Here is a 26,776-nt window from a genome sequence, read left to right on the forward strand (position 1 = left end):
TTCTATTTCTCTGTCTCGACAAGGCCTTTGACGAAAAGGCGCTGCATGAAGATCACCACCGCCACCGGCGGCAGAACGGCCAGCGTTGCGGCGGCCATGGTCACGGGCCAGTTGCCGTAATCATCGGCGGTCGGCATCATCTGTTTCAGACCCATCACGATGGTGTTCATCTCCGGCTTGGTCGTGATGAGAAGCGGCCAGAGGAACTGGTTCCACCCATAGATGAAGAGGATCACAAAAAGGGCCGCGATGTTGGTGACCGAGAGCGGCAGGAGAATGTCCTTGAAGAAGCGCAGCGGCCCCGCACCGTCGACACGCGCAGCCTCCACCAGCTCATCCGGCACGGTCATGAAAAACTGGCGGAACAGGAAGGTGGCTGTGGCGGAAGCGATCAGCGGCAGGATCAGCCCGGTGTAGGAATTGAGCATGCCAAGCGAAGCCACGACCTCATAGGTCGGCACGATCCGCACCTCCACCGGCAGCATCAGCGTCATGAAGATGGCCCAGAAGGCGAACATGCGAAACGGAAAACGGAAATAGACGATCGCATAGGCCGACAGGATCGAAATGGCGATCTTGCCGATGGCGATGCCCATGGCCATGACAAAGGAATTCAACAGCATGCGCCCCACCGGCGCGGTGATGCCCGCCGTCAGCGCCTCGCTGTAATTGTCGATGAAATGCGGCCCCGGCACCAGCGGCATGGGCGGGCGGATGATCTCGAAATGGGTCAGCGTCGAGCCGACAAAGGTGAGATAGATCGGGAAGCAGACAATGGCGATGCCGATGATCAGCACCGCATGCATCAAGATCGTGCCAAAGCCCTGTTTTTCAACCATGCTCCGCCCTCCTCAATAGTGCACGCGCCGCTCGATAAAGCGGAACTGGATGACGGTCAGAATGCCCACGACAACCATCAGAATGACGGATTGGGCGGCGGAGGAGCCGAGGTCCTGCCCGACGAACCCGTCGGAATAGACCTTGTAGACGAGGATGGTGGTGGACTGGCCGGGCCCGCCCGCCGTCATGGTGTGGATGATGCCGAAGGTCTCGAAAAAGGCGTAGACGATGTTGACCACGAGCAGGAAGAATGTGGTGGGCGATAAAAGCGGGAAGATGATGGTGCGGAAGCGGTGCCATTTGCCCGCGCCATCGATCGCCGCCGCCTCGATCAGGCTTTTGGGGATCGCCTGCAGGCCGGCCAGGAAAAACAGGAAATTGTAGCTGATCTGCTTCCATGCGGCGGCGAGGATGACCAGCGTCATCGCCTGACCGCCATTGAGAACGGGGTTCCAGTCAATGCCCATGGCTTTCATGTAGAATGCAACCACGCCGATGGACGGCTGGAACATGAAGAGCCACATCACGCCGGCCACGGCGGGCGCCACGGCATAGGGCCAAATGAGCAGCGTCTTGTAGGCCCCTGCCCCCTTGATCACCTGATCGGCCATCACGGCAAAAAGCAGCGCCACCGACATGGAAACCAGCGTCACGAAGAAGGTGAAAACGGCCGTGGTGACGAAGGACTGGAGATAATACCGGTCGTTGAAGAGATATTCGAAATTGGAAAACCAGACGAAGCGCGCTCCAAGCCCAAACGGATCGGGCAGAAGCAGCGACTGATAAAGAGCCTGACCGGCCGGCCAGAAGAAAAAAACGATCGTCACTGCAAGCTGCGGCGCGAGCAGCAGATAGGGCAGCATACGGTTATCGAAGGTAACGCGCTTTTCCATGGGCCGACCGGATAGGAAGGGGCCGGCAAGATTGCTGCCGGCCCCGCAGGTTTCACAGACTTATCGCGTCGACTGCTCGAAGCGGCGCAGCAGCTCGTTGCCGCGGTTCACGGCTTCGTCGAGCGCTGTCTTGGCGTCCTTCTGGCCCTGCCAGACGGCTTCCAGCTCCTCGTCGATGATGGCGCGGATCTGGTCGAAATTGCCAAGACGGATGCCCTTGGAGTTTTCCGTCGGAGCCTTGCCCGTCATCTGCAGAATGGCGATATCGGTGCCCGGGTTTTCTTCGTAGAAACCCTGCTCCTTGGTCAGGTCATAGGCGGCGGTGGTGATCGGCAGATAACCGGTGTCCTGGTGCCACTGGGCCTGCACCTCAGCGCTGGAGAGATAGTTGAGGAATGCGGCAACACCGGCATATTCCTCGGCCTCGTGGCCCGACATGACCCACAGCGAAGCACCGCCGATGATCGTGTTGTAGGGTGCGCCTTCCGCATCCGGCCAGTAAGGCAGGTTTGTCACGGTAAAGGGGAAGTCGGCCTCGGCCTTCACACCGGCATAGCCGGCTGACGATTCGGTGAACATGGCGCACTCGCCCGAGCGGAAGCGCGCACCGCCCTCATTGCGGCGGCCCGAATAGCTGAAGAGGCCTTCCTTGGCCCATTCGCCCATCTTGTCGATGTGCTGCACCTGCAGATCGCCATTGAAGGCGAGTTCGGTGTCGGTGCCGGCAAAGCCGTTGGCTTGCGTGGCAAACGGCACATTGTGGTAGGCGCTGAGATTCTCGAGATGAATCCAGGACTGCCATGCCGTCGTCAGCGGGCATGCAGAACCGGCTTCCTTGAGCTTGACGAGCAGTTCCTCGACTTCCGGCCAGGTGGCAGGCTTCGCCTCGGGGTCAAGACCGGCCTCCTCAAGCGCCTTCTTGTTGATGTAGAGAACGGGCGTAGAGGAGTTGTATGGTAAGGACAGCATTTCGCCGTCCGTATTGGTGTAATAGCCCGCGACCGGCGCGAGATAGGCGTTCGGATCAAACTCGGCTTCAGCCTCCGCCATCACTTCATAGACCGGCTTGATGGCGCCCTTGGCCGCCATCATTGTGGCGGTGCCAACCTCGAAAACCTGCAGAATGTGCGGCTGTTCGCCAGCACGAAAGGCGGCGATGCCGGCGTTCAGAGCTTCGGAGTAATTTCCCTTGAGGGTGGCAACGACCTCATAATCTTCCTGGCTGGCATTGAAATCGGAGACCTGTTTTTCCAGCAGTTCACCGAGACGGCCGGTGAAGGCATGCCAGAACTGGACCTGGGTCTGCGCCTGTGCGGCGCCGACCATGGCCGGAAGCGCCACGGTCAGAGCCGTGGCTGCGGAAAGCATTGCGCGAAATCTCATTGTGTCTCTCCCTGTAGCGTCGATCGCCGGTTAACCGGTCTCTCTTGGTCGGCTTATGTTACCGTTGGATGACAGCATCTGTAGAATACATTGTCCATACCTTTTCCAGTATAGAAATTTCATACTACAGCAAGGCGCTCACGCGATTGGCCTAGCCTCTCGCCATCCTATACAAGTGCAGGGTCGAATCGAATTCTGGGTCTGAGGATCAAATGAGTTTCCTGGCGCGGCTCGCGGCTGGTGCTATCACGCTCTTCGCGCGCTTCATCACTGCCGTGCGGGCCGTTTGGGATGGCATTGAACCTGTCCCCCGACAGCGAATTTATTTTGCCAATCATGTCAGCCATGGCGATTTCATTCTCCTGTGGGCGGTCCTGCCTCCGCGCCTACGCGAGCAGACCCGTCCGGTGGCGGGCGCGGACTATTGGCTGAAATCCTCCATCAGGCGCTTTATCGGCCGCGATGTGTTCAACGCCGTGTTGATCGATCGCGACCGCAAGACACGTGCCGACGACCCGATCAAGCAGATGGCCGATGCACTGGATGGCGGCGCCTCGCTCATCATCTTTCCCGAAGGCACACGCAATGAGACGGACAATCCGCTTCTGCCTTTCAAAAGCGGGATCTTTCATCTGGCAAAACAACGGCCCGACATCGATCTCGTTCCGGTATGGATCGCCAATCTGAACCGTGTCATGCCAAAAGGAGAGTTTGTTCCGATTCCGCTGATCTGCACGGTCACGTTTGGTGCGCCCTTGCGTGTGGAATCCGACGAGACCAAGGACGTGTTTGTGAAGCGAGCACGCGACGCGCTCCTATCCACCTCCGAAACAGTCGAAGGCAACGCATGATGAACGAGCATCAGATAGACCTTCTGAAACTGCTTGGCGGGCTCACCGCCGTACTTGTTCTGGCCTCTCTCGCAGGACGCCTTCTCAAGCGCAAGCTCTCCCCCGACGGAACCAACACCGTCATCGAAAACCTGAACGACCGGGTGAATGCCTGGTGGGTTATGATCATCCTGATGGGCGGCGCGCTGCTTTTCGGCCGATTGGGAGCCATTCTGCTCTTCGGCTTCGCTTCCTTCGCCGCCCTGCGTGAGTTCGTGACGCTGACGGACACACGGCGCGGCGATCATTGGGCGCTTGCCTCCGCATTCTTCATTGTTTTGCCGGTTCAGTATTATCTGGTTTATATCGACTGGTATGGGCTCTATTCGATCCTCGTTCCGGTCTATGCGTTTCTATTGATGCCCATCATCTCGGCCGTGAGAGGCGACACGGACCATTTCCTTGTGCGTGTGGCGGAAGTCCAATGGGCGCTGATGATCTGCGTCTTCTGCGTTTCCCATGTGCCGGCGCTGCTTACGCTGCAGATCCCCGGCTATGAGGGGCGCAACCTGCTTCTGATCGCCTTCCTGGTGGTCGTCGTGCAGTCGAGCGACGTGCTGCAATATGTCTGGGGCAAAATGCTTGGGCGCACGAAGATCGCGCCAAAACTCTCTCCCTCCAAAACGGTTGAAGGCTTCATCGGCGGTGCGCTGAGCGCCACGCTTGTCGGCGCGGCACTGTTCTGGATGACACCTTTCACGCCATTTCAGGCGGGACTGCTGTCCTTTGTCATCGTGCTCATGGGCTTTTTCGGCGGGCTCGTCATGTCGGCCATCAAGCGCGACCGTGGCGTGAAGGACTGGGGACACCTGATCGCCGGCCATGGCGGCTTCATCGACCGGCTGGATTCGGTGATCTTTTCCGCCCCCATCTTCTTTCACCTCGTGCGTTACTGGTGGTCTCTCACATGAACAAGACCGAAAACCGCCGCCCACTCGCCAGCCGCGACACCGGCTGGGCGAAGGCCATGGCCCGCCGGCTGGCCGAAACATCCATCACGCCCAACCAGATCTCCATGGCGAGTGTGGTGTTCGCGGCGCTTGCCGGTCTTGCCTTTTGGCAAGTGGGCGAGACGGAGGGCGCTGCGCGGGCTTTGCTCCTGGTTCTGGCCGGTTTTTTGGTGCAATGCCGGCTGCTGTGCAATCTGTTCGACGGCATGGTGGCCGTGGAGGCGGGTAAGGGATCGCCGGATGGCGCCTTCTGGAACGAGTTCCCCGACCGTGTGGCCGACATCGCGATCCTCATCGGCGTGGGCTATGGGGTCGACCAGCCTGCGCTTGGCTGGGCAGCGGCAGGGTTCGCCGTCCTCACCGCCTATGTGCGTGAGCTGGGTCGCGCCTGCGGCCAGGAAGCGGATTTCTCCGGCCCCATGGCGAAACCGCATCGGATGGCGGCGATCACACTTGCCGCCGCGCTTTCATTGTTCGAACCTCTTTGGAACGGGCGTGGCGAGGTGTTGACGGTGGCACTCTGGATCGTCGCCATCGGCGCGGTCCTGACAGCACTGCGCCGCTCCGTGCGGCTGGTGAAGGAGCTGCGCGGCCAGGCCTAGTTTATCTTCAGGCAAGGCCCGGCAGCACGGCTTTCACACCTGCGACGATCATCTCCACGGCGATGGCGAGCAGGATCATGCCCATGAGCCGGGTGGTGATCACGCGCATGGTTTCGCTCAGCACACGTCCGATTTCTGCTGCGAAGAAAAGAACAACGAAGAGGATCGCCAGAATGATGGCGACAACGGAACCGACGGCCAAAGTCGCCTCAAACCCGCCCGCATGCCCCGCATAGATGATCAATGTTGCAATGGTGCCGGGACCGACAATCATCGGAAAGGTGATCGGATAGAAGGCGAGCCCCGAGAGGTCGCCCATGCGATTCTGCTCGCTCTCGGTTCCATGGTGGGACGAGAAGCCGTTTCCATTGAGCATCGACCAGGCGATGTGCGCCAGCACGATGCCGCCAGCGACGCGAAACTGATCGACAGTAATGCCGAAAAACCCGATGATCGCCTGGCCGGCAAACAGGATAACAGCGCACATGATGGCTGAGAAAATCGCAATTCTGAATGCCAGAAAGCGTTGCTGCTGAACCGTGAAACCTGCCGTCAGCGCCAGAAAGATCGGCAAGTTCACGAACGGGTTCATGATGGCAAAGAATGCGCCGAAGGCTTTTGTCAGTTCGGTGTAGTCCATGATCCTGCCCCGCCTGCCGATTTCGCCTCACCGCCAAAGCAAAAAACGACTCACTGAATTCCGAGGCAGTATGGCATCAAGCTGCGCCACGGGCGACGCTGGTATCAGCCAGCCTTCGCATCCCGCCGGAAGATCCAGTCATGATCCGGATGGTTCGCGAAGCGCCATTTGCGCAGTGGGCCGGCCATCACGTTGAGATAATACATGTCATAGCCATAGGGCGCGCCGCAGGGATGGTGCCCTTTCGGCACCAGCACCACATCGTGGTCGCTCACGGCCATCGTCTCGTCCAGTTCGCCATCCTCGGTGAACACACGCTGGAAACCGAAGCCCTGCGCCGGGTTGAGCCGGTGATAATAGGTCTCCTCCAGATAGGTCATGTTCGGGAAATCGTCCTCGTCATGCCGGTGCGGCGGATAGGACGACCAGTTGCCCTGCGGGGTGTAGACCTCTGTGACGAGCAGGCTGTCTGCTACATCGCGGCCTTCCATGGCAATGTTGTGGATGTAGCGCGTGTTGGCGCCCTTGCCGCGCTCTTCGAGGCTGATGCCTGTGGGGCCGATCACCTGTGCCTCATGGCCACTCTTACCCGGCGCGCTGCAGACGGCGAGCGTGCAGTCCGTGGTGGCCGTGGCCTGCCATTCGGTCCCATCGGGAATGTAGACTGCATGAGGCGGCAGGCGCTCGAACACATTCATGCGCTCGCCCAGTTCGCCAAAAGCCTTGCCTGCGCCCGAAATCTCCGCCTTCCCTTCCACAAGTACGAGAATGACCTCGCGGTCTCCTGTCGCCTCGGAGGCCGTTTCGCCGGCTTTCAAACGGTAGAGGCCGAAGCCGACATAGCCCCAGCCTGCCGATGCCGGTGTGATGTCGTGCACCTTGCCGGCGGTGCCTGCGGGTTTGACCAGAAGATCGGGCATGGTTCCTCCCTTATTCGCTTTCGGTGTCGCCGGGCGTGAAGGTGTAGAGCAGCGACCAGGCCGCATAGACGCCTGCGGCAGTGAAGAGCATTCCCCAGAACGGTGCGCCGGAGAAAAACTCGAAAAGTCCCCAGCCAAGACAGACGACCACCACGACCACCCGTCGCCAGAGCGGCTTGAAGAAGGGATGGCGTGGATCGAGAAAACTCATTCTGCAGGGTTCCGGGTGAGGCCGGCAGCATGCGCTGCCTGCCGGAGCGCTTTCAAGCCCATGGACTGATATTTGACCGGGTCGGCCTTGAGCGGGTCCTGCTCGGCCTCGATCACGAGCCATCCATCATAGCCCTTTTTCGCGAGCACGCTCAGCACGGGCACGAACGCGATGCCACCTTCGGGGTCTCCCGGCACGGTGAAGACGCCGCGACGCACGCCTTCGAGAAAGGACAGCCTTTCCTGCTCCACTTCGCTGCGAATGGCGGGGCGAACATTCTTGGCATGGAAATGAGCCACCCGCTCGCCATAGGTCTCGGCCAGTTCCACCGGGTCGGCCCCGCCGAACCAGGCATGGCCGGTGTCGAGCAGAAGGTGGGTCGCGGGGCCTGTGCCATCCATCAGGCGACCGATCTCCTCGCGGTTTTCAACCACGGTGCCCATATGATGATGATAGACCAGTGTGACGCCCTGGCCCGCGCAATACTCTGCAATCTCCTCGACGCCGGCACAGAAGGCTGGCCAGCGATCATCCTCAAGGCGGGCACGGTCCGCCAGTGGAACCGCATCGTTGCCGTGAATGGCGTTCGACGTCTCGCAGACGATGCACACCTTGCAGCCATTCGCCTTCAGCATGTCGAGATGCGGTTGGATCGCCTTCTTCTCGGTTGGGATGTCATTGGCCAGAAGGTTGAGCGAGTGCCAGCCGGAAACGAAGACGAGGCCGTGCCCGGCCAGAACCGCTTTGAGCGTCTCGCCATCGGACGGCATCTTGTGCCCCTTCTCGATGCCGTCAAAGCCAATGGTCGCCGTTTCCGACAGGCACTGCTCAAGCGGAATATGCGCGCCGATGGTCTGATCGTCATCATTCGACCAGGCAATGGGATTGGTGCCGAAACGGATCATTCAGTGTCTTTCCTTCAGCGCTTTTTCGTAGGCCCTGCGGGCGGTCTTGACCTGTTGCCGGTCGGAAACCTCGGGCACGGCGACATCCCACCAGTACCCGCCAGCCTCTGTCGAGGGATAGGGGTCCGTGTCGATCACCACAACGAAAGGCCCCTCGGCAGAGCGCGCTTCGGCAAGGGCGGCCTCCAGCTCGGCAATGGAACCGGCCTTGCACGCCCTGGCCCCCATCGAAGCCGCGTGGGCGACAAAGTCGATCCGCGACGGGTTCACATGGTGCGTATGGTCGAGCAGATTGTTGAACTCGGCACCACCGGTGCCCATCTGCAGCCGGTTTATGCAACCGAAACCGCGATTGTCGGTGATGACCACGGTGATCTTGATGCCCATGGAAACGGCGGTGGCCAGCTCCGAATTCATCATCATGTAGGAGCCATCGCCCAGCATCACGATCACGTCTCGCTCGGGCTCGGCCATCTTGATGCCCAGTCCGCCGGCGATCTCATAACCCATGCACGAATAGCCATACTCCATGTGATAGGAGCCGGGGCGCCCGGCCTTCCACAGCTTGTGCAATTCGCCGGGCATGGTGCCGGCCGCGCACATGACCACCGTGTTTTCACGCGCCGCGCGCTGCACCGCGCCGATGACCTGCATGTCGGTGGGGAGCGCGTTTTCGTCCACCGAAGGTGCTTCCGTCACCGCGTCGGCGGCCCTGAACCAGTCTTCCTTCAGTGCCGGCGATGGCGCTTCCGCCTTCCATCCACCAAGCCCTTCAGTCAGAAGCTTGAGGCCGACATCGGCATCGGCGATCAGCGCCTGCGCGTCGTGCTTGCTGCCATCGTAGGGCTGAACGTTGAGAGACAGGATTCCGGGTCGCTTTTTGAACAGTGCCCAGGACCCGGTGGTGAAATCCTGAAACCGCGTGCCGATGCCGAAAACCAGATCCGCCTCCTCGCAAACCGCATTGGCGCTCGCCGAACCCGTGACCCCGACCGGGCCGAGATTGAGCGGATGGTCCCACGGGAGCGCGGACTTGCCTGCCTGTGTTTCCACCACCGGTATGGCGTGTTTTTCCGCGAACGCCTTCAGCGTGTCGCAAGCCCCTGAATAGTGAACGCCACCGCCAGCCACAATCACCGGGCGGCTTGCGGCGCGGATGGTTTCGATGGCATCGGCCAGTTCCGTTTCATCAGGCCGGGGCCTGCGGCGGCGCCATGTTCTTTCTGCAAAGAAACTCTCCGGCCAATCATACGCTTCCGCCTGCACATCCTGGCAGAAGGCGAGCGTGACCGGCCCGCAATCGGCCGGATCTGTCATCACGCGGAAGGCGCGTGGCAGCGCGGTCAAGAGCTGCTCGGGCCGGGTGATGCGGTCGAAATAACGCGAGACAGGGCGGAAACAGTCATTGGCACTTACGGTGCCATCGCCAAAATCCTCGATCTGCTGCAAGACTGGATCGGGACCACGATTGGCAAAGACATCGCCCGGTATGAGAAGCACGGGCAGGCGGTTCACATGGGCGAGTGCAGCCGCCGTCACCATGTTTGTCGCGCCGGGGCCGATGGACGATGTTACCGCCATGGCGCGGCGGCGGCCAAGCTGCTTTGCATAGGCGATGGCGGCGTGCGCCATGGACTGCTCATTGTGCCCGCGATAGGTGGTGAGCGTTTCACGCGCCGCATGAAGCGCCTCGCCCATGCCCGCCACGTTGCCGTGGCCGAAAATGGCCCACATGCCGGCAATGAAGGGCTCGCCGTCCTCGTTCTTCTGGGCGGCGATGTAGCGGATCATTGCCTGCGCCGCCGTCAGCCGGGTTGTCTTCATGCTGCCTCTCCCTTTTGCGCCCGTGCCCGCGCCCGATCCCAGACAGCGCAGAGATCTGCGTAATTTCTCGCCATTTCAGCAATCGCCGTTTTGTCGTCGATCGCGCCGGAAAGCCAGCGCCGCGCCACCTCGGCGAAGATGGTGCGACCAACTGCGAAACCCTTGACCAGATCGAAAGAGGCGGCAACCGCGAAACTCTCCTCCAGCTCCTTTGCCGGCGCATCAAGCCCGAGCACAACAATGCCGCGCGTATGCGGATCGTTGCGCTTGATCGCATCGCAGGCCTTTTGCCATGCGGCGCGCGAGGTCATCGGTTCGAGTTTCCACCAGTCGGGATAGACGCCGATCTCGTAAAACCTCTGAATGGCGCGGGCTGCGGTGTCATCGTCACACACGGCGACCTTGGACGGAATGATTTCGAGCAGCATTTCCAGCCGGTTGCGGCGGCTTGCGGCAAACAGGCGTTTGACCGTTTCTTCCTGTTCTTCTCGCATCGGCGGCTCATCGTCCGGGTGATAGAAGCACAGAACCTTGACCACGTTTTCCAGCGGCCATTCATTGAGCCCGCCGCAATCGGGGCCAATGGCCGGTTCCAGCGTGAGCGGGCGCGAGCCCGGCCATTCGACCGGACGGCCGATCCACAGTCCGGAGCCCGAGGCCGCGTAGAGGGCTTCCCGCCCGAGCCGGCCATCGCACAGGATTCCATATCCGTGGCGCCCGCCAGCGACGGTCTTTGCCGCCTCGAGGCACAGTTTCTTGAAGTCACCGATGCGCTCATGCGAGACGCCCGCCTCATCGGCCATGGCTTCCAGCTGCATGCGGTGATCGAAGGCGAAAACACGCATCTGCGGCCACTCGCCATGCCGTGTCGTCGCCCAATGCACCTGCTCAAGCGCGGCATCCTTGCGCAGCGCCTTCTCCCGAATGCCGGTGCGGAAGAAATATTCCAGCTCCTCAAGCGAGGGATAGGCCGGCGCGCAGCCATGACGGGAGACCGCAAAGGCGCCGCAGGCATTGGCGTATTTCAGCGCTGTCGGCCAGTCCTCACCCGAGAGCCACCCTTTCAGAAGCCCGGACATGAAACCGTCGCCCGCGCCAAGCACGTTGAACACCTCGATCGGGAACCCCTCCCCTGCCTCGCCCTCATCAAGCGTGTCGGGGATCGCGCCTTTGAAGGCGGAGGCGCCCATCGGTCCCCGCTTGCACACGAGCACGGCGTCCGTCAGCGCACGCACATTTCTCAGCGCCTCAACCGTGTCGGTGGAACCGCCTGCGATGTGGAACTCCTCTTCCGTGCCGACAATCAGGTCGAACAAAGGCAGGGTGGATTGCAGCTTGGCGGTGACACGTTCGGATTCGATGAAGCGGCTCTCGCCGGCGTCATGCCCGGCAAGCCCCCAGAGATTGGGACGGTAATCGATATCGAGCGCGGTCAGCGCACCATGCTCGCGGGCAAGCCGCAGCGCCTTCAGAACGGCGGCCTCGGTGCGCGGATGGGAAAGATGCGTGCCGGTCACACACACACAGCGGGCCTCGGCAATGAAATCCGGATCGATGTCTTCCTCACCCAGCGCCATGTCGGCGCAATTCTCGCGATAGAAGATCAGCGGGAACTGCTCCTGATCGCGAATGCCGAGCAACACAAGTGCCGTCAGGCGTTCGGAGTCGGTCACCACACCGCGTGTGTCGACGCCTTCGCGCTCGAGCTCTTCGCGGATGAAACGCCCCATATGCTCGTCGCCCACCCGCGTGATCAATGCCGATTTAAGGCCGAGACGTGCCGTGCCTGCCGCGATGTTGGTGGGAGATCCGCCGATATATTTGTTGAAGGAGCCCATATCCTCCAGCCGCCCGCCCACTTGCGCGCCATACAGATCGACCGAGGAGCGGCCGATGGTGATGAGGTCGAGGGACTTCATCCTTGTCTCCTCCATACATTTCTGCCGCGCTTGTGGTCGCGCAACGGCAGAGGGCGATGGTGTACCGGGTCCGGCGCTCCATCATTCACATAATGGAAGATATGTTCTATTTTAATGTCGAAATCAACATCAGAATTCCATTTTACTGCGTGTTGGCGCCCACAGCGACCACGAGCGCCACAGCCAGTGACAGCGTTGCAGAGAGTGATCGAAAGGCGCCGAAATCGGCTTCGGATACGGTGAGCATAAGAGGCGTGATGGGCCGCAACGGACTTGCGATGGCGTCGGTGATTGCGATCACGTCGGCACCGACAGCGCGCGCGGCTTCGGCCAATTCGACGGTTTCGGTCGTATAGGGCGCAAAAGTGATTGCTATGACGGCATCGCCTTTGCGGATGGCATGCCGGTTGTCGAGCCTGCCGACGTGGTCGTGAATCATCGTCGGCACATTCATCTTCTCGAAGGCGTAAGCGAAATAGGCTGCCACAGAAAATGCCCGACGCAACCCGACGATGTGCACCATATTCGCTCGAGACAGAGTTTTGATGGCTGCGTCGAGCGTCTCCGGATCGATGGTCTTTGCTAGGCTTTCAAGCGACAAACGCCCGGCCTCGATGAACTCGGCCAGGAGTGCGGACGCACTCCCCGCCCCACTCTCTCTCAGCTTTTCGAGCCGCGTCGGATAATCGGGCCAATTCTGAACATAGGAATCCCGAAAAAGCCGCTGCATCTGCGAAAATCCGGAGAAGCCGAGCACCTGACAGAACCGCATGAAGGCCGATGGTTTCACACCGGCGCCTTCCGCCATTTCCGCAACGGTGGACACCGCGATGCGATCCGGATTTGCGGCTACATAATCAGCACACTGCTTCAACCGCTTGGGCAAACCGTCTGAAACTTCGAGCATTCGATCGAGCAACTCCTCGATTGTTTGTGGTGCGGAAGGCTCTCTCATGCCCGGCTCTCTTTCTTTTGCTCGATGGGTCTTTCGCTTGACAGCGTGGCTGGGATGATCTTACGCATTTGGAATAAAAATTCCAGTATTGGAGGAGAATTTCCATGAGCGACATCGGCGTCGGCCTGATCGGGACGGGTTTCATGGGAAAGGCTCATGCTTTGGCCTTTCGCGCAGCAAAGGCTGTCCTCGCCGATGTGCCGGAAGCGCGACTGGAGGTTCTGTGCGACACGCCGGCCACGCGCGCCGAGCAGATGGCTGCGCAATTCGGTTTTGCGCGCGCCACGGAAGACTGGCGCGCTCTGGTCGATGACCCGGCTGTGGAGCTTGTTTCCATCACCACCCCAAACCGGATGCACTGCGAGATGGCGCTGGCAGCCATTGCAGCCGGCAAGCACGTTTATTGCGAAAAGCCGATGGGCCTGACACTCGAAGAAGCTCGCACCATGGCAGAAGCCGCGGCCAGGGCCGGGGTCAAAACCATGGTCGGCTACAACTACATCAAAAATCCGGCCTTCGAACATGCCAAAGAACTGATTGCCAGGGGCGCCATCGGCACACCGATACATTTTCGCGGCTTTGTGGACGAGGACTACCAGGCCGATCCGGAACTCGCCTGGACATGGCGAGCGCGCATCGAGGATGCCGGGCTCGGCGCGCTTGGGGATCTCGGCTGCCACCTGGTTTCCATGGCCTATGGACTGATGGGGCCCATCGAAAGCCTGATCGCCGATATGCAGACGATTCATCAGACACGCCCGATGCCCGACGGAAACGGGCGCGGGGCGGTGGAAAATGAGGACGTGGCTTCGGCCCTGGTGCGGTTCGGAAGCGGGGCACAAGGCATTTTGGCCACCTCCCGTTCCGCATGGGGGCGCAAGAACCGGCTGGGTTTCGAAGTTCATGGAACCGAGGGCATGATCGCTTTTGAACAGGAGCGCATGAATGAGCTCCAACTCTATCGGAACGAGGGTCCGGCGGCCGAGCAGGGATTTCGAACAATACTCACCGGCCCGACCCATGGAGCGTATGCTGCGTTCTGTCCCGCGCCCGGCCATCAGCTCGGTTTCAACGATCTCAAGGTTCTGGAGGCCGGTGCCTTCCTGCGGGAAATAGCAGGCGGTGCGAAGGTTGGTCCCGATTTCACGGACGCGCTGGAGTTCGAGAAGGTCATTCACGCCATCGCTGCTTCTGCACGCGAGGGACAGCGTGTGACGGTGTAGGGCGGGCATGAGCCCTCTCAATGCCGCGCCGACCGGTGGCCGGATCTGACCGCCACGAAAGAAGGGGCAATTTCTCTGCTTGATCTTTGTCAAAGCAGGACCAGAATCATACCCATAGGGTGGTGGAGAACGAAAGGATCCAGCATGACTTCAGCTTCTGATCTCTCCCCGACATTCCGGCATGTTCGCCTGGAACTGGCCCGCGAGAAGGGCCACCCCCTGGGCGACCATGACGAAGGATATGACCTGCTGGTTCCGCTCGACACGGAGGGGCATCTCGACGCCGCGGAATGGAAGAAGCACCAAGCGCAATGCCGCGTGCGGCGCTTCGAACCCAATGCGGAAGACAAGATCGGCCGATTGCGCCGCAAGCCCGGCGGGCAATGGTATTTCGATTACGAAGAAGGCGACCGCGACGACGAGATCGGCTTCCGCCTCGGCGAAGAACGCTTTCGGCAGGGCGAATATATCTCGATCTCCCGTCAGGGGCAGATGCACACGTTTCAGGTGAAGCTTGTGGAGCGGCTTTAGAACCGAAAGAAGGAATCCTGCAGGGCCGAGTTGGAATATTCAACAGGCCGCCCTCCCCCATCCACCACCACGCGCTGGACCCTGAGCAGCGGCGAGGCCTTCGGTATGGACAATGCCTCTGCCTCTTCTTGCGAAGCCGACAGAAGCGAGACGTGCTCGCGCGCCAGGAAAATTTCGCCGCCAAGGGCAGCCCGCAACATGGTATAGAGCGAGGTTTCCGCAAGACTGGAGACGTCCAGCTTCTCAGCCAGAGTCGCCGGCAAAAGCGAGGTCTGATGAACGACGGGACGGCCCTCCAGTAGGCGCACCCGGCGGATCTCGAAGACCTCGGTTCCAAGCGGCAGTGAGAGCGCATGGGCAATGGAGAGCCCCGCCTCGACATGCCCCGTCGAGATGAGGCGCGTTGACGGACGAAAGCCGGCCTCGCGCGCGGCGGTGGGAAAATCCATCAGCTTCTCGCCGCTGCGCCCGATGGCGCGTTCGCGGTAAACCGTGCTGCGCCCCTGCCCCTTGGAGACGAACCCCTCGCGCTGCAGGAGCTCCAGCGCCTGACGCACGGTGCGCCGCGAAACCGCATAGGCAGATGCCAGTGCATGTTCGGAAGGAAGCGGATCGCCATTGCGCCACAGACCGCCTGTCAGCTCGCGGATGAGCCTGTTGGCGAGGCGCTGATAGGCGTGATCCACAGCCATGTTTCAGGTCGCCCTGCCGCCGATGTTTCGCACCAGCACCGCGCCGATGATGATGAGGCCGGTGAAAATGTCCTGCAGGTAGTTCGGCACGCCGAGAATGGTGAGACCATTGGCGACCACGGCGATGATCGCCGCGCCCAGAAGCGTGCCGAGCGCATTGGCCTGCCCGTCGCGGAAGGCGGTCATGCCGAGGAAGACAGCCGCATAGGCCTGAAGCAGGAAACCGTTGCCGCCGGTCGGGTGGGCGCTGCCGAGGCGCGCGGTGAGAAGAAGGCCCGCAAGGGCGGCAAACAGCGTGCAGAGGCCGAAGGCCCACACACTGTTGGGCACGATGCGCACGCCGGTCAGCCGCGCGGCCTCCCGGTTGCCGCCAATGGCGAGGATGCGGCGGCCAAGCTCCGTGTGGTCCAGGATGAAAGCTGCAAACAGCGTCGCCGCCAGCGCCCAGAGCGTGAGAACGGGAATACCGGCGAGATAGCCGCGCCCCAGATCGCGGAAGCCCACCGGAATGTTTCCGAACAGCGTTGCGCCATCGCTGATCCAGTAGGTGATGCCGCCGACAATCGTGCCCATGGCAAGCGTGACGATGAAGCTCGGCATGCGATAGGTGGCAATCGCAAGCCCGCTAACCGCGCCGACGGCAAACCCCGCAATGAGCGTGACCAGCATGACGGGCACGATGCCCCAGCCGGCACCGAACAGCGTGACGGAAACGATGCCCGCCATGGAAACCACCGCGCCGACCGAAAGATCGAACTCCGACAGCGACATGACGAAGGTGGCGCCCAGCGCGACAATGGCGAGCAGCGACATCTGCTGCGTGATGTTGATGAGGTTCGAGCCCTTGGCGAAGGCCTCCGGCGAGAGCGCCGCGAAAAGGGCGATGATGGCCAGAAGGCCGATCAGGGTTCCGTATCGGGCGGAAAAGCTCAAACTTTTATCTCCGGCTTTGTGGGCTGAGGCTGCGGCGCATGGAAGGTGGCGTCGATGACGGACTGGCGCGTGACGGCGCTGTTGGGCGCATCGAGCGTGACGGCCCCCTGCGCCATGACCACGACGCGGCTTGCGAGCATCAGGAGTTCTTCAAGATCGCTGGTGGCGAAGAGGATGGCCGCGCCCTCGCCTGCAAGGCGATTGCATAGCGCGTGGATCTCCGCCTTGGAGCGCACATCCACGCCGCGCGTCGGCTCATCGAGCAGGAAGAGTTTCAGCGACGGATCGAACCAGCGGCCGATCATGATCTTCTGCTGGTTGCCGCCCGACAGGGTGGAGATGCGGTCGCCAAGACCGCCATATTTGACGCTGAGCCCTTCAAGCGCGGCGCGAACGCCGGCCCGCGCCCGCCTCCAGGAAACGACCGGCAGGGCCTCCAACGCGCGGTGGCGCTCCAGATGCGGCAGGACGGCATTGTCAAGAATGGAGTGATGCATGACGAGACCGGTGTTGCGCCGGTCTTCGCAGACATAGGCGACACCGGCGCGTTTGCGGCTTTCGATGCCCGCGGCCGGGAGCGGCGCACCTTCAAGCGCGATGTCGCCCTCAGCCACGCCGCTTGCACCCCAGACGGCTTTCAGGAGACTGGAGCGGCCACTGCCCACCACACCATACAGCCCCACGATCTCACCGGCGCGCACCGTCAGATCAATGGGGGCGCGGACCGGGCTCACGCGGAAACCCTTAAGCTCCAGAACGGGGTCGCCCGGAGCGCGCGCATCGCCATGGCGCTCATGGCGAAACGCCTCGCCCGCCATGAGCCCGACGATCTCGTCGCGCGAGGTGTCGGCGATCTGCCCGCTGCCGACGGATTGGCCATTGCGCAGCACCGTGTAGTCATCCGCCAGCGCGAACACCTCATCGAGCCGGTGCGACACGAAGATGATGGCGCAGCCCTGATCGGCCAGATCGCGCACGATGCGGCGCAGGACGATCGCCTCCTCCTCGCTCAGCGAGGCGGTGGGTTCGTCGAGGATCAACACCCGCGCATCGTCCATCAGCGCGCGCAGGATTTCGACAATCTGGCACTTGGCGACTGAGAGGCGCCCCACCGGCACGTCGATGTCGAGATCGAGCCTGTAGCGGTCCCGCAGGGCGGCAAAGCGCGCGCGCATCGCCTTCCAGTCGACACGACCGAGGTGGCGCGGATAGCTGCGGCCCACATAGGCGTTTTCATAGGCCGTAAAGCCCGGAACGAGATTGAGCTCCTGATGCACGGTGCGCAGCCCGGCGGCTTCCGCCGCGCGTGGATCCGCCGGCTGATACGCCCTGCCTGAAAGCTGCATCGTTCCGGCATCGGCCCGGTGCACGCCGGAAAGGCACTTGAGCAGGGTGGATTTGCCCGCCCCGTTCTCCCCCAGAAGGGCATGGACCCGCCCGGCGGCAACGTCGAGGCGCACGCCATCGAGCGCCGTGACGCCGCCGAACCGTTTGGTGAGCCCTTCGATCTCGAGCATCGGTGCGGGCTTTACTCGCAGTTTGCGCCAAGTGTTTCGCGATCGACCACCTTGGCCTCCACGAAGATCTCGCGGGAGGAAGGCTCGCCGCCGCCGAGCACCGTCTCGATTTCTCCGACTGCGGCGCTGGCGATGCCCGGAAAATCCTGCCGCACGGTGGCGGCGAGATTGGTGCACTGCTTGATCAGATCCACCGCCTGGGGATTGCCGTCAATACCGGCGATCACGATGTCTGCATCGGGCATGTCGCTTTGAAGGGCAAGCAGCGCGCCAATGGCCGGCTCGTCCCACGCGGCCCACACACCGTCAATCTTGTCGCCATGCTGGCGGATGAAGGTTTCCATCGCCTGCCGCGCATTGTCGATTGGGCCTGGCACCTGGACATAATGCTCGGCGATGACCTTGACGGCATCATTCTTCTCAAGCGCCGCATCCAGCGCCAGCTCACGCTGGCGAACGCCGGGATGCGCGGAGTGGAAGAATTTGACAATGTTGCCCTCGCCGCCCAGCGCCTCGAACAGGTAATCGGAGAGGATGGTGCCAAGGGCAAAATTGTCGGTGGTGATGTTGGCGGTCACGCCATCGGCAAGCGCGCCGTCGAGCACGAAAACGGGGATGTCCTTGCCCGCGGCGGCGGCAACCTGATCGGCGATCTGGTTGGGATCGACACTGACCAGCACGATGGCGTCCGCCCCCGCATTGGTGACGTCCTCGACACGGCTTGCAAGCTGCTGGAAATCGCCGCGTGTGTCGACGACGTTCACCGTCCACCCCTTGGCCTCGGAATCGGTCTTGAAGGTCTCGACCATCTCATTCGTGGCAACGGAACTCAGATAGGGCGTCAGCACGGCGATGTCCTCGGCATGGGCCGTGGAGATCTGGGCGAAAGCGGCCAGTGCGGCCGTGGTAAGGAGCATGCGTTTCATGGTTTCCTCCGGGTCAGATTATCAGATTGGCGTGTTCCCGCGCAAAGCGGGAGGCTGCGAGATAGGCCTGGTAGCGGCTGTCGCAGCGCTTGGCGTGGGTGGTGCCCTGTGTGTGCGCTGGCGACGCATCGACGGCGGCAGGCGATAAGCCGGCCTTTGCCGCGATCATGCGCAATGCGCCCCGCGCCGTCATCTCCTGGCTTGCATCGGGAAAGGCGATGTCGCGCTTCAGCACGTCGGCGAGGATCTGCCGCTGCAGCGGCGTACGGGCCGCGCCGCCAATGACGGTGAGCGGCGATGGCGGCAGGCCGGCGGTTTCCAGATTGTGCCGGATGGCGAACGCCACGCCCTCAAGCACGGCGCGCGCCATTGCGCCCTTGCCATGGGTGCGGTCGAGGCCAAGGAATGCGCCGCGCACGCGCTGATCCTCGAAAGGCGCACGTTCGCCCGAGAGATAGGGCAGAAAGAGCGGGGCGGCGCGCGCTTCATCCGCCGTCGCAGCCGCTTCCAGCAGGGCTTCGACACTTTCGCCCGTGGTTTCGGCCAGCCAGTCCATGGCGGCACCCGCCGTCAGAAATGGCGAGATGATGATGGCGCGGTCGGGATGGACCGGATCGGCAAGCGTGTAGATGTCACGCGGGGGCGCGGCCTCCTGCATGGTGAGCGTGGCCGCAACCCAGCCGGTGGTTCCGAGATAGGCATAGGCACGTCCCGGCGCGTCAGCGGCTGCACCCGATGTGGCCGCTGCCGCATCGCCTGCGCCATTGAACACAGGCGTGCCTTCGCTCAGGCCGAGCTCTGCAGCGGCTTCTGCCCGCAACGGGCCAAGGATCTCGTCGGCCGGGAGGATTTCAGGCAGGCGCGACGCTTCGACACCCGCAGTGGCGAGCAGTTCGGGATCCCAGCACCGTGTTGCGATGTTCATCAGGCCGGTGGTGGAGGCGACGGTGGGATCGATCGCAGCGCGGCCGGTCAGCCGGAAGGTGACAGCATCCTTCGCGCCGAAGAAGAAGCGGTGTTCATCAGGAAGACCGGACGCGAAACGGTCAAGCCGCATGAGTTTGAAAATCGTGTGGGCCGGGTCCGGGTGATTGCCGACACGCCGTGCATAATCGCCCGGCAGGCGGGCTTGGAGTTCGGCAATCTCGGTCTCGCTCAGGCGGCGGTCGGAATAGAGCGCGGCAGGTGCCAGCGCTTCGCCCTCCGGTGACAGAACAATCAGGTTCTGCATGGAACCGGTAAAGACGAGCGCTTCAATGTCTTCTCTGTCGGGCATGTCTGCCAGCGCGGAGACAAGCGCCGCCCACCAATTGGCAGGGTCCTGCGTCTGCGAGCGGTCGGTCCCGGTCGCGGTGGCGATGGACGACGACCGGGCAGCCAGCATCGCGCCATGCTCAGAAAACAGCACGGCTTTCAGGGCCGATGACCCGATATCAATGGCCAGAACGGTCCGGCTCAAACCACCCTCCCTCTCATGGGGTAGACGAATTCAACGTCCACCGTGTCGCCGCGCGCTGGCCTTTTTGCAAGGTCCGTTCCCCGTTTTCCGCGCGGTGATCCACGAGTGCGGGGCGAAATGCCCACCCTGTCAACAAGAAGGGAGGGTGCACCGCCATTTCATTTCCCGATTTGGACAACGACTTCCGAAAATGCGTCAGGTCGCGCGGGTGACTGCGGGGCTGTGACCGCAATGGCGGCGGAAGGCAGCGGCAAAGCGGCCAGCATGGGCGTAGCCGACGCGCGCGGCCACCGCCGCCACTGGCAGGCCATCGCGTTCGAGCAGAAGCCGTGCATGCTCCATGCGGCGCATGGTGAGATAATCATGCGGGGAAAGCCCGGTAAACCGCCGCATGCCTGTGGTCAGCGTTCGCTGGGACACCTCAAGCCGTTCGCACAGCGACGACACGGTGAGCGGCAGCGCGGCGGGATCATCGAGCAGCGCCTTGAAGCGCAAGACATAGCGCGGCAGCGGGCCGGCGGCGGCAAGCGCCGAAGGCTCTGCCTCGCGGCAAGGCACATGGGCAAAGAGCGTTTCCAGAACCGCATTGACGAGCGGCATGGGCGAAAGCGCCGTGCTGTCGGCGGCCTCGATCTCCTCTGCCACCATGAGCCCGAAGAGACGCGCCAGCCGCCGCCCGACCGGCGTGTCGAGGTCGATTTCCGGCTTGAAGAAAGGCGTGCGGCGCACCGGGTCGCCCGTATGGCGCTGCCAGGCGCGCTCCACGAAATCGCGCTCCAGCCGCAGCATGACCTGCGTGGTGCCGGGCCGCCAGTTGGAGCGCACGAAGGGGCCGGGCGAGAGAATCAAGCCACGTCCGGGGCGCGAAGCGACACGGTCACGCCCGTAGAGAATGTCCACCCCGCCGGAGAGCGGGAATTCCAGCATGTAGAACGTGTCGAAAATGCCGGCCTCGATCTCGATGTCGGGGCCATAGCGCAAAAGATTGAGGGATGCTCCCTCGCCCGCGACGGCGTGATGCCGGAAGTCGAGCGCGGCTTCACCGGACGGCATCAACAGGCGATGCGGCCTGTAGCGCGCGCCGATGGCGGCCTCGGCCTCCGCAATGTCGAGCGAATGCAGGCCGGGCACCCGGCCAAGCCTTTGCGACGCGTCGATGAGATCAGTCACCACCATGGCTGCGAGGATAACAGGACGATGGAACCTGTCTAGAAAAAGCTGGGCCGCGAAAGGAACAAGTCGCCTTTCATGCCACGCAGGACAGTCCCACTTTCCGCTTTATTTTCAGGCGACTAACTCACCTTCGCTTTCGAGACAGGTGTTTGACTTGTCCCGCCCGGCCATGCCTCAATCGAGAAAAGCGAAAAAGGGACGTTGCGCGTATGACTGCACCCATGGAACCCAATTCCTTCCGGATCGGCCCTGACGATGAGGGCATGTATGGGATCTTCGGCGGCCGGTTTGTGGCCGAGACGCTGATGCCGCTGATCCTCGATCTGGAAAAACACTGGAACGCGGCGAAGGACGAGCCGGCGTTTCGCGCCGAGCTCGATCATCTGGGCCGGCACTATACGGGCCGTCCCTCGCCGCTCTATTTCGCAGAACGCCTGACCGAGCATCTGGGCGGCGCGAAGATCTACTTCAAGCGCGAGGATCTGAACCACACCGGTTCGCACAAGATCAACAATTGCCTCGGCCAGATCCTGCTTGCAAAGCGCATGGGCAAGACCCGCATCATCGCCGAGACCGGCGCCGGCCAGCATGGCGTGGCCTCTGCCACCGTGGCCGCCCGCTTCGGCCTGCCCTGCATTGTCTATATGGGCGCGACAGACGTGGAGCGGCAGAAGCCGAATGTCTTCCGCATGAACCTTCTGGGCGCCGAGGTGAAGCCGGTTTCTTCGGGACATGGCACGCTGAAGGATGCCATGAACGAGGCGCTGCGCGACTGGGTGACCAATGTGGAGGACACCTATTACCTGATCGGCACGGCGGCAGGCCCGCATCCCTATCCCGAACTGGTGCGCGATCTTCAGTCGGTGATCGGCACGGAAGCGCGTGAGCAGATCCAGGAGCTGGAAGGCCGGCTGCCCGATGCCATCGTGGCGGCGGTGGGCGGCGGCTCGAACGCCATCGGCCTGTTCCATCCCTTCCTCGATGATCGCCAGGTGGCAATCCACGGCGTCGAGGCTGGCGGGCATGGGCTTGCGGGTGACGAGCACTGCGCCTCCATGACGGCGGGCCGCCCCGGCGTGCTGCATGGCAACCGCACCTATCTTCTGCAGAATGATGACGGGCAGATCCTTGACGGGCATTCGGTGTCCGCCGGGCTCGACTATCCCGGCGTCGGGCCGGAGCATAGCTGGCTGAAGGATTCAGGCCGTGTGATCTATTCGCCCATTCTGGACGAGGAGGCGATCGAGGCGTTCCAGATGACGACGCGTCTTGAGGGCATCATCCCGGCGCTGGAATCGGCCCATGCGATTGCCCATGCGATCAAGCTGGCACCGACCATGGGCAGGGACCAGATCATGATCGTCAATTTCTCCGGGCGCGGGGACAAGGACGTCCACACCGTCGGAAAGATGCTCGGCATGGAGATGTGAGCCACATCGCCCCGTCCGAAGCCCGTTGTTCGAAGAGAGTATCCGCATGACCACCCGCATTGACCGCCGCTTCGCGCGGCTGAAGGAAGAAAATCGCCCGGCACTCGTGACCTATTTCATGGGCGGGGATCCGGACTATGAGACCTCGCTCTCGATCATGAAGGCGCTGCCCGCGGCGGGCAGCGACGTGATCGAGCTGGGCATGCCCTTCTCCGACCCCATGGCCGATGGCCCGGCCATCCAGGCCGCCGGCCTGCGCGCGCTCAAAAGTGGGCAGACGCTTGCGAAGACGCTCCAGATGGCGCGTGACTTTCGTGAAGGTGACGACGACACGCCCATCGTGATGATGGGCTATTACAACCCGATCTACATCTATGGGGTTGAGCGCTTTCTCTCCGATGCGAAGGAGGCCGGCATTGACGGGCTGATCATCGTCGATCTGCCGCCGGAGATGGATCAGGAGCTTTGCGTTCCGGCGATCAAGGCGGGGCTGAACTTCATTCGTCTGGCCACGCCAACGACAGACGAGGAACGTCTCCCAAAGGTTCTGGAGAACACGTCGGGCTTTGTCTATTACGTGTCGATGACGGGTGTGACGGGCTCGGCGCTGCCGGACACGAACAATGTTTCGGCTGCGGTTTCGCGCATCAAGGAACACACGGACCTGCCGATCTGCGTCGGCTTCGGGGTGAAGACGGCGCGTCAGGCCAAGGCGATTGGCGAGGCGGCGGACGGTGTTGTCGTTGGCAGCGCCATCGTTGCGGCCATCGCCCAGTGCTATGACGACAACGGCAAGCGGATCGAAGACCCCGCCGAGGCCGTGGCAACTCTTGTGAAGGGGCTGGCAGACGGGGTGCGTTCTCGCCAGATGGCTTAACGGTTTTGCCGATCTGACGCCTTGGCGCGACGCGGCGATCTGTTTAAGGATCGCCTCAGTTTTCTCGCCAAGGATACCCCAGATGATTGCCTGGTCGATCTTCATACCGGCCTGTTTCGCGCTGAACTGCGCTCCCGGCCCCAACAACATGCTGGCCTTTTCCAATGCCGCGCGGCTCGGCCTCGTGCCGGCGCTACTGGGCGGGCTTGGCCGCATGCCGGCTTTCGTTTTCCTGATCGCGGTCACCATTGTCGGGCTCGGCGCGGTGCTGGCGGCGTCTGCCACGGCCTTCACCGTCATCAAACTGGTGGGAGCGGCCTATCTCATTTATGTAGGCTTCCAGTTCTGGCGCAAGGCGCGCGCACTGGCGAACGCCAGTTCGCTGGATTGTGCCATTGGCAAACTGATGCGCCGCGATTTCGTGATTGCCATCAGCAATCCCAAAGCGATTGCCGTTTTCACCGCCTTTTTTCCGCAATTCATCGATGCATCGCAGCCCGCATGGAGCCAGCTCGCGGCCATGGGCGGCGTCTTTCTGGCGCTGGAGGTGGCGGCGGTCGCGCTCTACGTGGTCGGCGGCGTTCTGCTTGGGAAGATGCTCAAATCCGAGCGCATCTTTGTGCATCTCAACCGGCTCGTTGGCGCGGTTCTCATTGCTTCGGGCGGCACTATGGTGCTTTCACGCAGCTGAAGAGAAATGCTGCGGATTGCCGCAGCGCAAGGTCTTCACTTCGCGCCTGCAACATGTTCTATTCCGACCTGTCTTTTCCGGCGCACCCTCCCGGCAGCCGGAGTTCAAAATTTCAGGATAGAAGCCGCCCGGCCATTGGCCGGGATGGCGGTGTATTTGCCAAAGGACTAGCCATGACCGTGAGAAAAGTTCCCAACGTTACCTTCCGCACGCGCGTTCGCGACGAATCGATCGAAGGCCCCAACCCGTACCGCTGGGAAGAGAAGACCACTGCCGATTTCTTCGGTGGCAAGCGTGTCGTCCTGTTCTCCCTGCCGGGCGCCTTCACCCCAACCTGCTCGACCTACCAGCTTCCCGACTTCGAGAAGCTCTACCCCGAATTTCAGGCAGAGGGCATTGACGAGATCTATTGCATCTCCGTCAACGATGCTTTCGTGATGAACGCCTGGGGCAAGGCGCAGGGGCTGAAGAACGTCAAGCTCATTCCCGATGGCTCGGGCGAATTCACCCGCAAGATGGGCATGCTGGTCGCCAAGGACAATCTCGGCTTCGGCATGCGCTCCTGGCGCTATGCGGCGGTGGTCAACGATGGCCGGATCGAAATGTGGTTCGAGGAGGAAGGCTTCTCCGACAATTGCGACACCGACCCTTATGGCGTTTCCTCGCCGCAGAACGTCCTGGACGCTCTGAAGAAGGGCGAGGCGCAGGCCGCCTGATCATTCAGGAAACCTGATTTGAGAGGCCCGGATGGCGACCCCGTCCGGGCCTTTTCTTTATTCGGCGGGCTGATCGACCAAGGACGGCCAGTCGCCGTGCAGGTCGGCGCCGCGTCCCTCGATCTCGAAACCGTGCGAGCCGAAGAAATCGCGCTGGCCCTGAATGAGATTGGCCGTGCCGCGCGCCTGCCGATAGCTGTCGAAATAGGCGAGCGATGACGAGAGGCAGATCAGTGGCAACTCGCCAAGCGCGCCAGCGGACACCACGCGGCGCAGTGCGGGGCTCGCCTCTTTCATCAGGGTGGCGAAATCCGGAACCATCAGGAGATTGGTGGCCGCATCCCCGGCAAAGGCGCTCGCCATCTGGTCGAGAAAGCGGGAGCGGATGATGCAGCCGGCGCGCCAGATCTTTGCAATCGTGGCAAGCTCAAGCCCCCAGCCCTGCTCTTCGGACGCGCTGGCGATGACCGAAAATCCCTGCGTGTAGGAAACGATCTTGCCGGCCAGCAGTGCCTGCTCCAGATCATCGATCGTGATGTCCACCTTGCCCTGGCGCTTGCCATAAAGCGCTTCCGCCGCGATGCGCTCCTGCTTGCGCGAGGAGATGGAACGGGCGGCAACCGCACCCTCGATGGCCGTGGCCGGCACGCCGAGCTGCTGCGCGGCGATGGCTGACCACACACCGGTGCCCTTCTGCCCTGCCCTGTCGAGGATCATGTCCACAAGCGGCTTGCCGCTTTCATCGTCCGTGGCTTCCAGCACATGACCCGTGATCTCGATCAGATAGGAGTTGAGCGGGCCCTCATTCCAGCGCTTGAAGACTTCGGCGCAGGCGGCAGCATCCATGCCCAGCCCGTCGCGCATCACGCCATAGACCTCGGCGATCATCTGCATGTCGCCATATTCGATGCCGTTGTGGATCGTCTTGACGAAATGGCCGGCCCCGCCCTCGCCAAGCCAGGCAACGCAGGGCTCGCCCTTGAATTTTGCCGCAATGGAGGTGAGCACGGCTTCCGCATCGTGCCATTGCGCCTTTGAGCCGCCCACCATGATCGAAGGGCCATGGCGCGCGCCTTCCGCGCCGCCGGAAACGCCGACGCCGAGATAGCCGATGCCCTTGGGCTTCAGATAGTCGAACCGACGCTGCGTGTCGCTGAAAAGCGAGTTGCCACATTCAAGGATCGCGTCGCCCTCATCGAGCAGAGGCAGAAGCTGCTCGATCATGTCGTCAACCGGCTTGCCGGCCTTGACCATGATGATGATCGAGCGCGGTTTCTTCACCGATTGCACGAAGGCTACGAGATCGGCCTCAGGCAGGACGCGTTCGGCAAGGCCCTCAGCTTGCGCGGCCTCGACGAACGCATCGATTTTGGCGGTGGAGCGGTTGTTGACGGCGATCTTGTGGCCTTTTTCCGCGATGTTCAGAGCAAGGTTTGCTCCCATCACGCCAAGGCCGATCAGGCCGATATCCGCTTTCGACATGCTTCAAGTCTCCGGTTCGTAAAATGAGGCGGCACTATGCACCAGACCGCCGGTCGATGCATCATCGCCAGATGGGAAGAGCTGGTTTCTTACAGCGCCGCGCGTCTTATAAGACGCGCAAAGGACGCTGTAACACTTTCAAATGATGCATGTTCGTTGTCTTTCAAATGAATTCATTTGAAAGCGACATGCAT

At 62.0% G+C, this 26,776-nt stretch carries 26 protein-coding genes; 9 read left to right on the forward strand and 17 right to left on the reverse strand.

Annotated elements, in window-relative coordinates; genetic code table 11:
- Nucleotides 1-2: 2 nt before the first annotated feature.
- The 3 genes from ugpE to ugpB are packed head-to-tail and all read right to left on the reverse strand — an operon-like array spanning nt 3 to nt 3,116.
- Complete coding sequence (gene ugpE, locus H7H48_RS19830) at nt 3-839, reverse strand: sn-glycerol-3-phosphate ABC transporter permease UgpE (protein ID WP_229450868.1); 837 nt, start codon at nt 837-839, stop codon at nt 3-5.
- 12 nt (nt 840-851) lie between these two features.
- Complete coding sequence (ugpA, locus tag H7H48_RS19835) at nt 852-1,733, reverse strand: sn-glycerol-3-phosphate ABC transporter permease UgpA (RefSeq protein WP_229450869.1); 882 nt, start codon at nt 1,731-1,733, stop codon at nt 852-854.
- 60 nt (nt 1,734-1,793) lie between these two features.
- Nucleotides 1,794-3,116, reverse strand: a complete 1,323-nt coding sequence (gene ugpB, locus H7H48_RS19840; protein WP_229450870.1) for a sn-glycerol-3-phosphate ABC transporter substrate-binding protein UgpB — start codon at nt 3,114-3,116, stop codon at nt 1,794-1,796.
- A gap of 212 nt (nt 3,117-3,328) precedes the next feature.
- Between ugpB and H7H48_RS19845 the strand changes: the two genes are divergently transcribed.
- From H7H48_RS19845 to H7H48_RS19855, 3 genes are read left to right on the forward strand one after another with little or no spacing between them, the layout of a single operon-like run.
- Nucleotides 3,329-3,967, forward strand: a complete 639-nt coding sequence (locus tag H7H48_RS19845; RefSeq protein ID WP_229450871.1) for a lysophospholipid acyltransferase family protein — start codon at nt 3,329-3,331, stop codon at nt 3,965-3,967.
- Nucleotides 3,967-4,917: a phosphatidate cytidylyltransferase gene (locus H7H48_RS19850; protein WP_229450872.1), complete on the forward strand. Its 951-nt coding sequence runs from the start codon at nt 3,967-3,969 to the stop codon at nt 4,915-4,917. The genes H7H48_RS19845 and H7H48_RS19850 overlap by 1 nt, the downstream gene beginning before the upstream one ends.
- On the forward strand, nt 4,914-5,558 hold the full coding sequence (locus H7H48_RS19855) for a CDP-alcohol phosphatidyltransferase family protein (RefSeq protein WP_229450873.1): 645 nt from the start codon (nt 4,914-4,916) through the stop codon (nt 5,556-5,558). The genes H7H48_RS19850 and H7H48_RS19855 overlap by 4 nt, the downstream gene beginning before the upstream one ends.
- Before the next feature lie 7 nt (nt 5,559-5,565).
- Here H7H48_RS19855 and H7H48_RS19860 read toward each other — a convergent pair whose 3' ends face one another.
- From H7H48_RS19860 to H7H48_RS19890, 7 genes are all read right to left on the reverse strand, one after another.
- Nucleotides 5,566-6,198, reverse strand: a complete 633-nt coding sequence (locus tag H7H48_RS19860) for a MarC family protein (protein ID WP_229450874.1) — start codon at nt 6,196-6,198, stop codon at nt 5,566-5,568.
- Nucleotides 6,199-6,302: 104 nt separating this feature from the next.
- The gene (gene iolB, locus H7H48_RS19865) at nt 6,303-7,118 is read right to left on the reverse strand and encodes a 5-deoxy-glucuronate isomerase (RefSeq protein ID WP_229450875.1); all 816 of its coding nucleotides are present in this window, start codon (nt 7,116-7,118) and stop codon (nt 6,303-6,305) included.
- A gap of 10 nt (nt 7,119-7,128) precedes the next feature.
- A complete protein-coding gene (locus H7H48_RS19870) occupies nt 7,129-7,329 on the reverse strand; it encodes a DUF3329 domain-containing protein (protein WP_229450876.1) in 201 nt (66 codons plus the stop codon).
- Entirely contained in the window at nt 7,326-8,234 is a 909-nt protein-coding gene (gene iolE / locus H7H48_RS19875) for a myo-inosose-2 dehydratase (protein WP_229450877.1), read from the reverse strand. Before iolE ends, H7H48_RS19870 begins: the two co-directional genes overlap by 4 nt.
- Nucleotides 8,235-10,058 (reverse strand): 3D-(3,5/4)-trihydroxycyclohexane-1,2-dione acylhydrolase (decyclizing), encoded by a 1,824-nt coding sequence (iolD, locus tag H7H48_RS19880; RefSeq protein ID WP_229450878.1) that lies wholly within the window; start codon nt 10,056-10,058, stop codon nt 8,235-8,237. It lies immediately after the preceding gene.
- Entirely contained in the window at nt 10,055-11,977 is a 1,923-nt protein-coding gene (iolC, locus tag H7H48_RS19885; protein ID WP_229450879.1) for a 5-dehydro-2-deoxygluconokinase, read from the reverse strand. The genes iolD and iolC overlap by 4 nt, the downstream gene beginning before the upstream one ends.
- 142 nt (nt 11,978-12,119) lie before the next feature.
- Nucleotides 12,120-12,932: a MurR/RpiR family transcriptional regulator gene (locus tag H7H48_RS19890; protein ID WP_229450880.1), complete on the reverse strand. Its 813-nt coding sequence runs from the start codon at nt 12,930-12,932 to the stop codon at nt 12,120-12,122.
- A 104-nt stretch (nt 12,933-13,036) separates the two neighbouring features.
- Here H7H48_RS19890 and H7H48_RS19895 point away from each other — a divergent pair, with 104 nt between their 5' ends.
- A complete protein-coding gene (locus H7H48_RS19895; protein ID WP_229450881.1) occupies nt 13,037-14,155 on the forward strand; it encodes a Gfo/Idh/MocA family protein in 1,119 nt (372 codons plus the stop codon).
- A gap of 144 nt (nt 14,156-14,299) precedes the next feature.
- The gene (locus tag H7H48_RS19900) at nt 14,300-14,686 is read left to right on the forward strand and encodes a hypothetical protein (protein WP_229450882.1); all 387 of its coding nucleotides are present in this window, start codon (nt 14,300-14,302) and stop codon (nt 14,684-14,686) included.
- Here the strand turns inward: H7H48_RS19900 and H7H48_RS19905 are convergent.
- The 6 genes from H7H48_RS19905 to H7H48_RS19930 all read right to left on the reverse strand — a co-directional run bounded on the left by H7H48_RS19905 (nt 14,683) and on the right by H7H48_RS19930 (nt 21,389).
- Nucleotides 14,683-15,378: a GntR family transcriptional regulator gene (locus H7H48_RS19905; protein WP_229450883.1), complete on the reverse strand. Its 696-nt coding sequence runs from the start codon at nt 15,376-15,378 to the stop codon at nt 14,683-14,685. The genes H7H48_RS19900 and H7H48_RS19905 overlap by 4 nt on opposite strands.
- A 3-nt stretch (nt 15,379-15,381) precedes the next feature.
- Nucleotides 15,382-16,311 (reverse strand): ABC transporter permease, encoded by a 930-nt coding sequence (locus H7H48_RS19910; protein WP_229450884.1) that lies wholly within the window; start codon nt 16,309-16,311, stop codon nt 15,382-15,384.
- The gene (locus H7H48_RS19915) at nt 16,308-17,828 is read right to left on the reverse strand and encodes a sugar ABC transporter ATP-binding protein (RefSeq protein WP_229450885.1); all 1,521 of its coding nucleotides are present in this window, start codon (nt 17,826-17,828) and stop codon (nt 16,308-16,310) included. The genes H7H48_RS19910 and H7H48_RS19915 overlap by 4 nt, the downstream gene beginning before the upstream one ends.
- 11 nt (nt 17,829-17,839) lie before the next feature.
- Complete coding sequence (locus H7H48_RS19920; RefSeq protein WP_229450886.1) at nt 17,840-18,754, reverse strand: sugar ABC transporter substrate-binding protein; 915 nt, start codon at nt 18,752-18,754, stop codon at nt 17,840-17,842.
- A gap of 13 nt (nt 18,755-18,767) precedes the next feature.
- Entirely contained in the window at nt 18,768-20,213 is a 1,446-nt protein-coding gene (locus H7H48_RS19925) for an FGGY-family carbohydrate kinase (protein ID WP_229450887.1), read from the reverse strand.
- 195 nt (nt 20,214-20,408) lie between these two features.
- A complete protein-coding gene (locus H7H48_RS19930) occupies nt 20,409-21,389 on the reverse strand; it encodes an AraC family transcriptional regulator (RefSeq protein WP_229450888.1) in 981 nt (326 codons plus the stop codon).
- 206 nt (nt 21,390-21,595) lie between these two features.
- Here H7H48_RS19930 and trpB point away from each other — a divergent pair, with 206 nt between their 5' ends.
- From trpB to H7H48_RS19950, 4 genes are all read left to right on the forward strand, one after another.
- A complete protein-coding gene (gene trpB, locus H7H48_RS19935) occupies nt 21,596-22,816 on the forward strand; it encodes a tryptophan synthase subunit beta (RefSeq protein WP_229450889.1) in 1,221 nt (406 codons plus the stop codon).
- 46 nt (nt 22,817-22,862) lie between these two features.
- Nucleotides 22,863-23,693 (forward strand): tryptophan synthase subunit alpha, encoded by an 831-nt coding sequence (gene trpA / locus H7H48_RS19940; RefSeq protein WP_229450890.1) that lies wholly within the window; start codon nt 22,863-22,865, stop codon nt 23,691-23,693.
- 82 nt (nt 23,694-23,775) lie between these two features.
- On the forward strand, nt 23,776-24,384 hold the full coding sequence (locus tag H7H48_RS19945; protein WP_229450891.1) for a LysE family translocator: 609 nt from the start codon (nt 23,776-23,778) through the stop codon (nt 24,382-24,384).
- Between the two features lie 173 nt (nt 24,385-24,557).
- Nucleotides 24,558-25,100, forward strand: a complete 543-nt coding sequence (locus tag H7H48_RS19950; protein ID WP_229450892.1) for a peroxiredoxin — start codon at nt 24,558-24,560, stop codon at nt 25,098-25,100.
- A gap of 57 nt (nt 25,101-25,157) precedes the next feature.
- Here the strand turns inward: H7H48_RS19950 and gndA are convergent, their stop codons facing one another.
- Nucleotides 25,158-26,582: an NADP-dependent phosphogluconate dehydrogenase gene (gene gndA, locus H7H48_RS19955; RefSeq protein WP_229450893.1), complete on the reverse strand. Its 1,425-nt coding sequence runs from the start codon at nt 26,580-26,582 to the stop codon at nt 25,158-25,160.
- Between the last annotated feature and the right edge of the window lie 194 nt (nt 26,583-26,776).

Source organism: Nitratireductor sp. B36 (genome assembly GCF_020833685.1).
In the GTDB taxonomy this organism is placed as follows: domain Bacteria; phylum Pseudomonadota; class Alphaproteobacteria; order Rhizobiales; family Rhizobiaceae; genus Nitratireductor.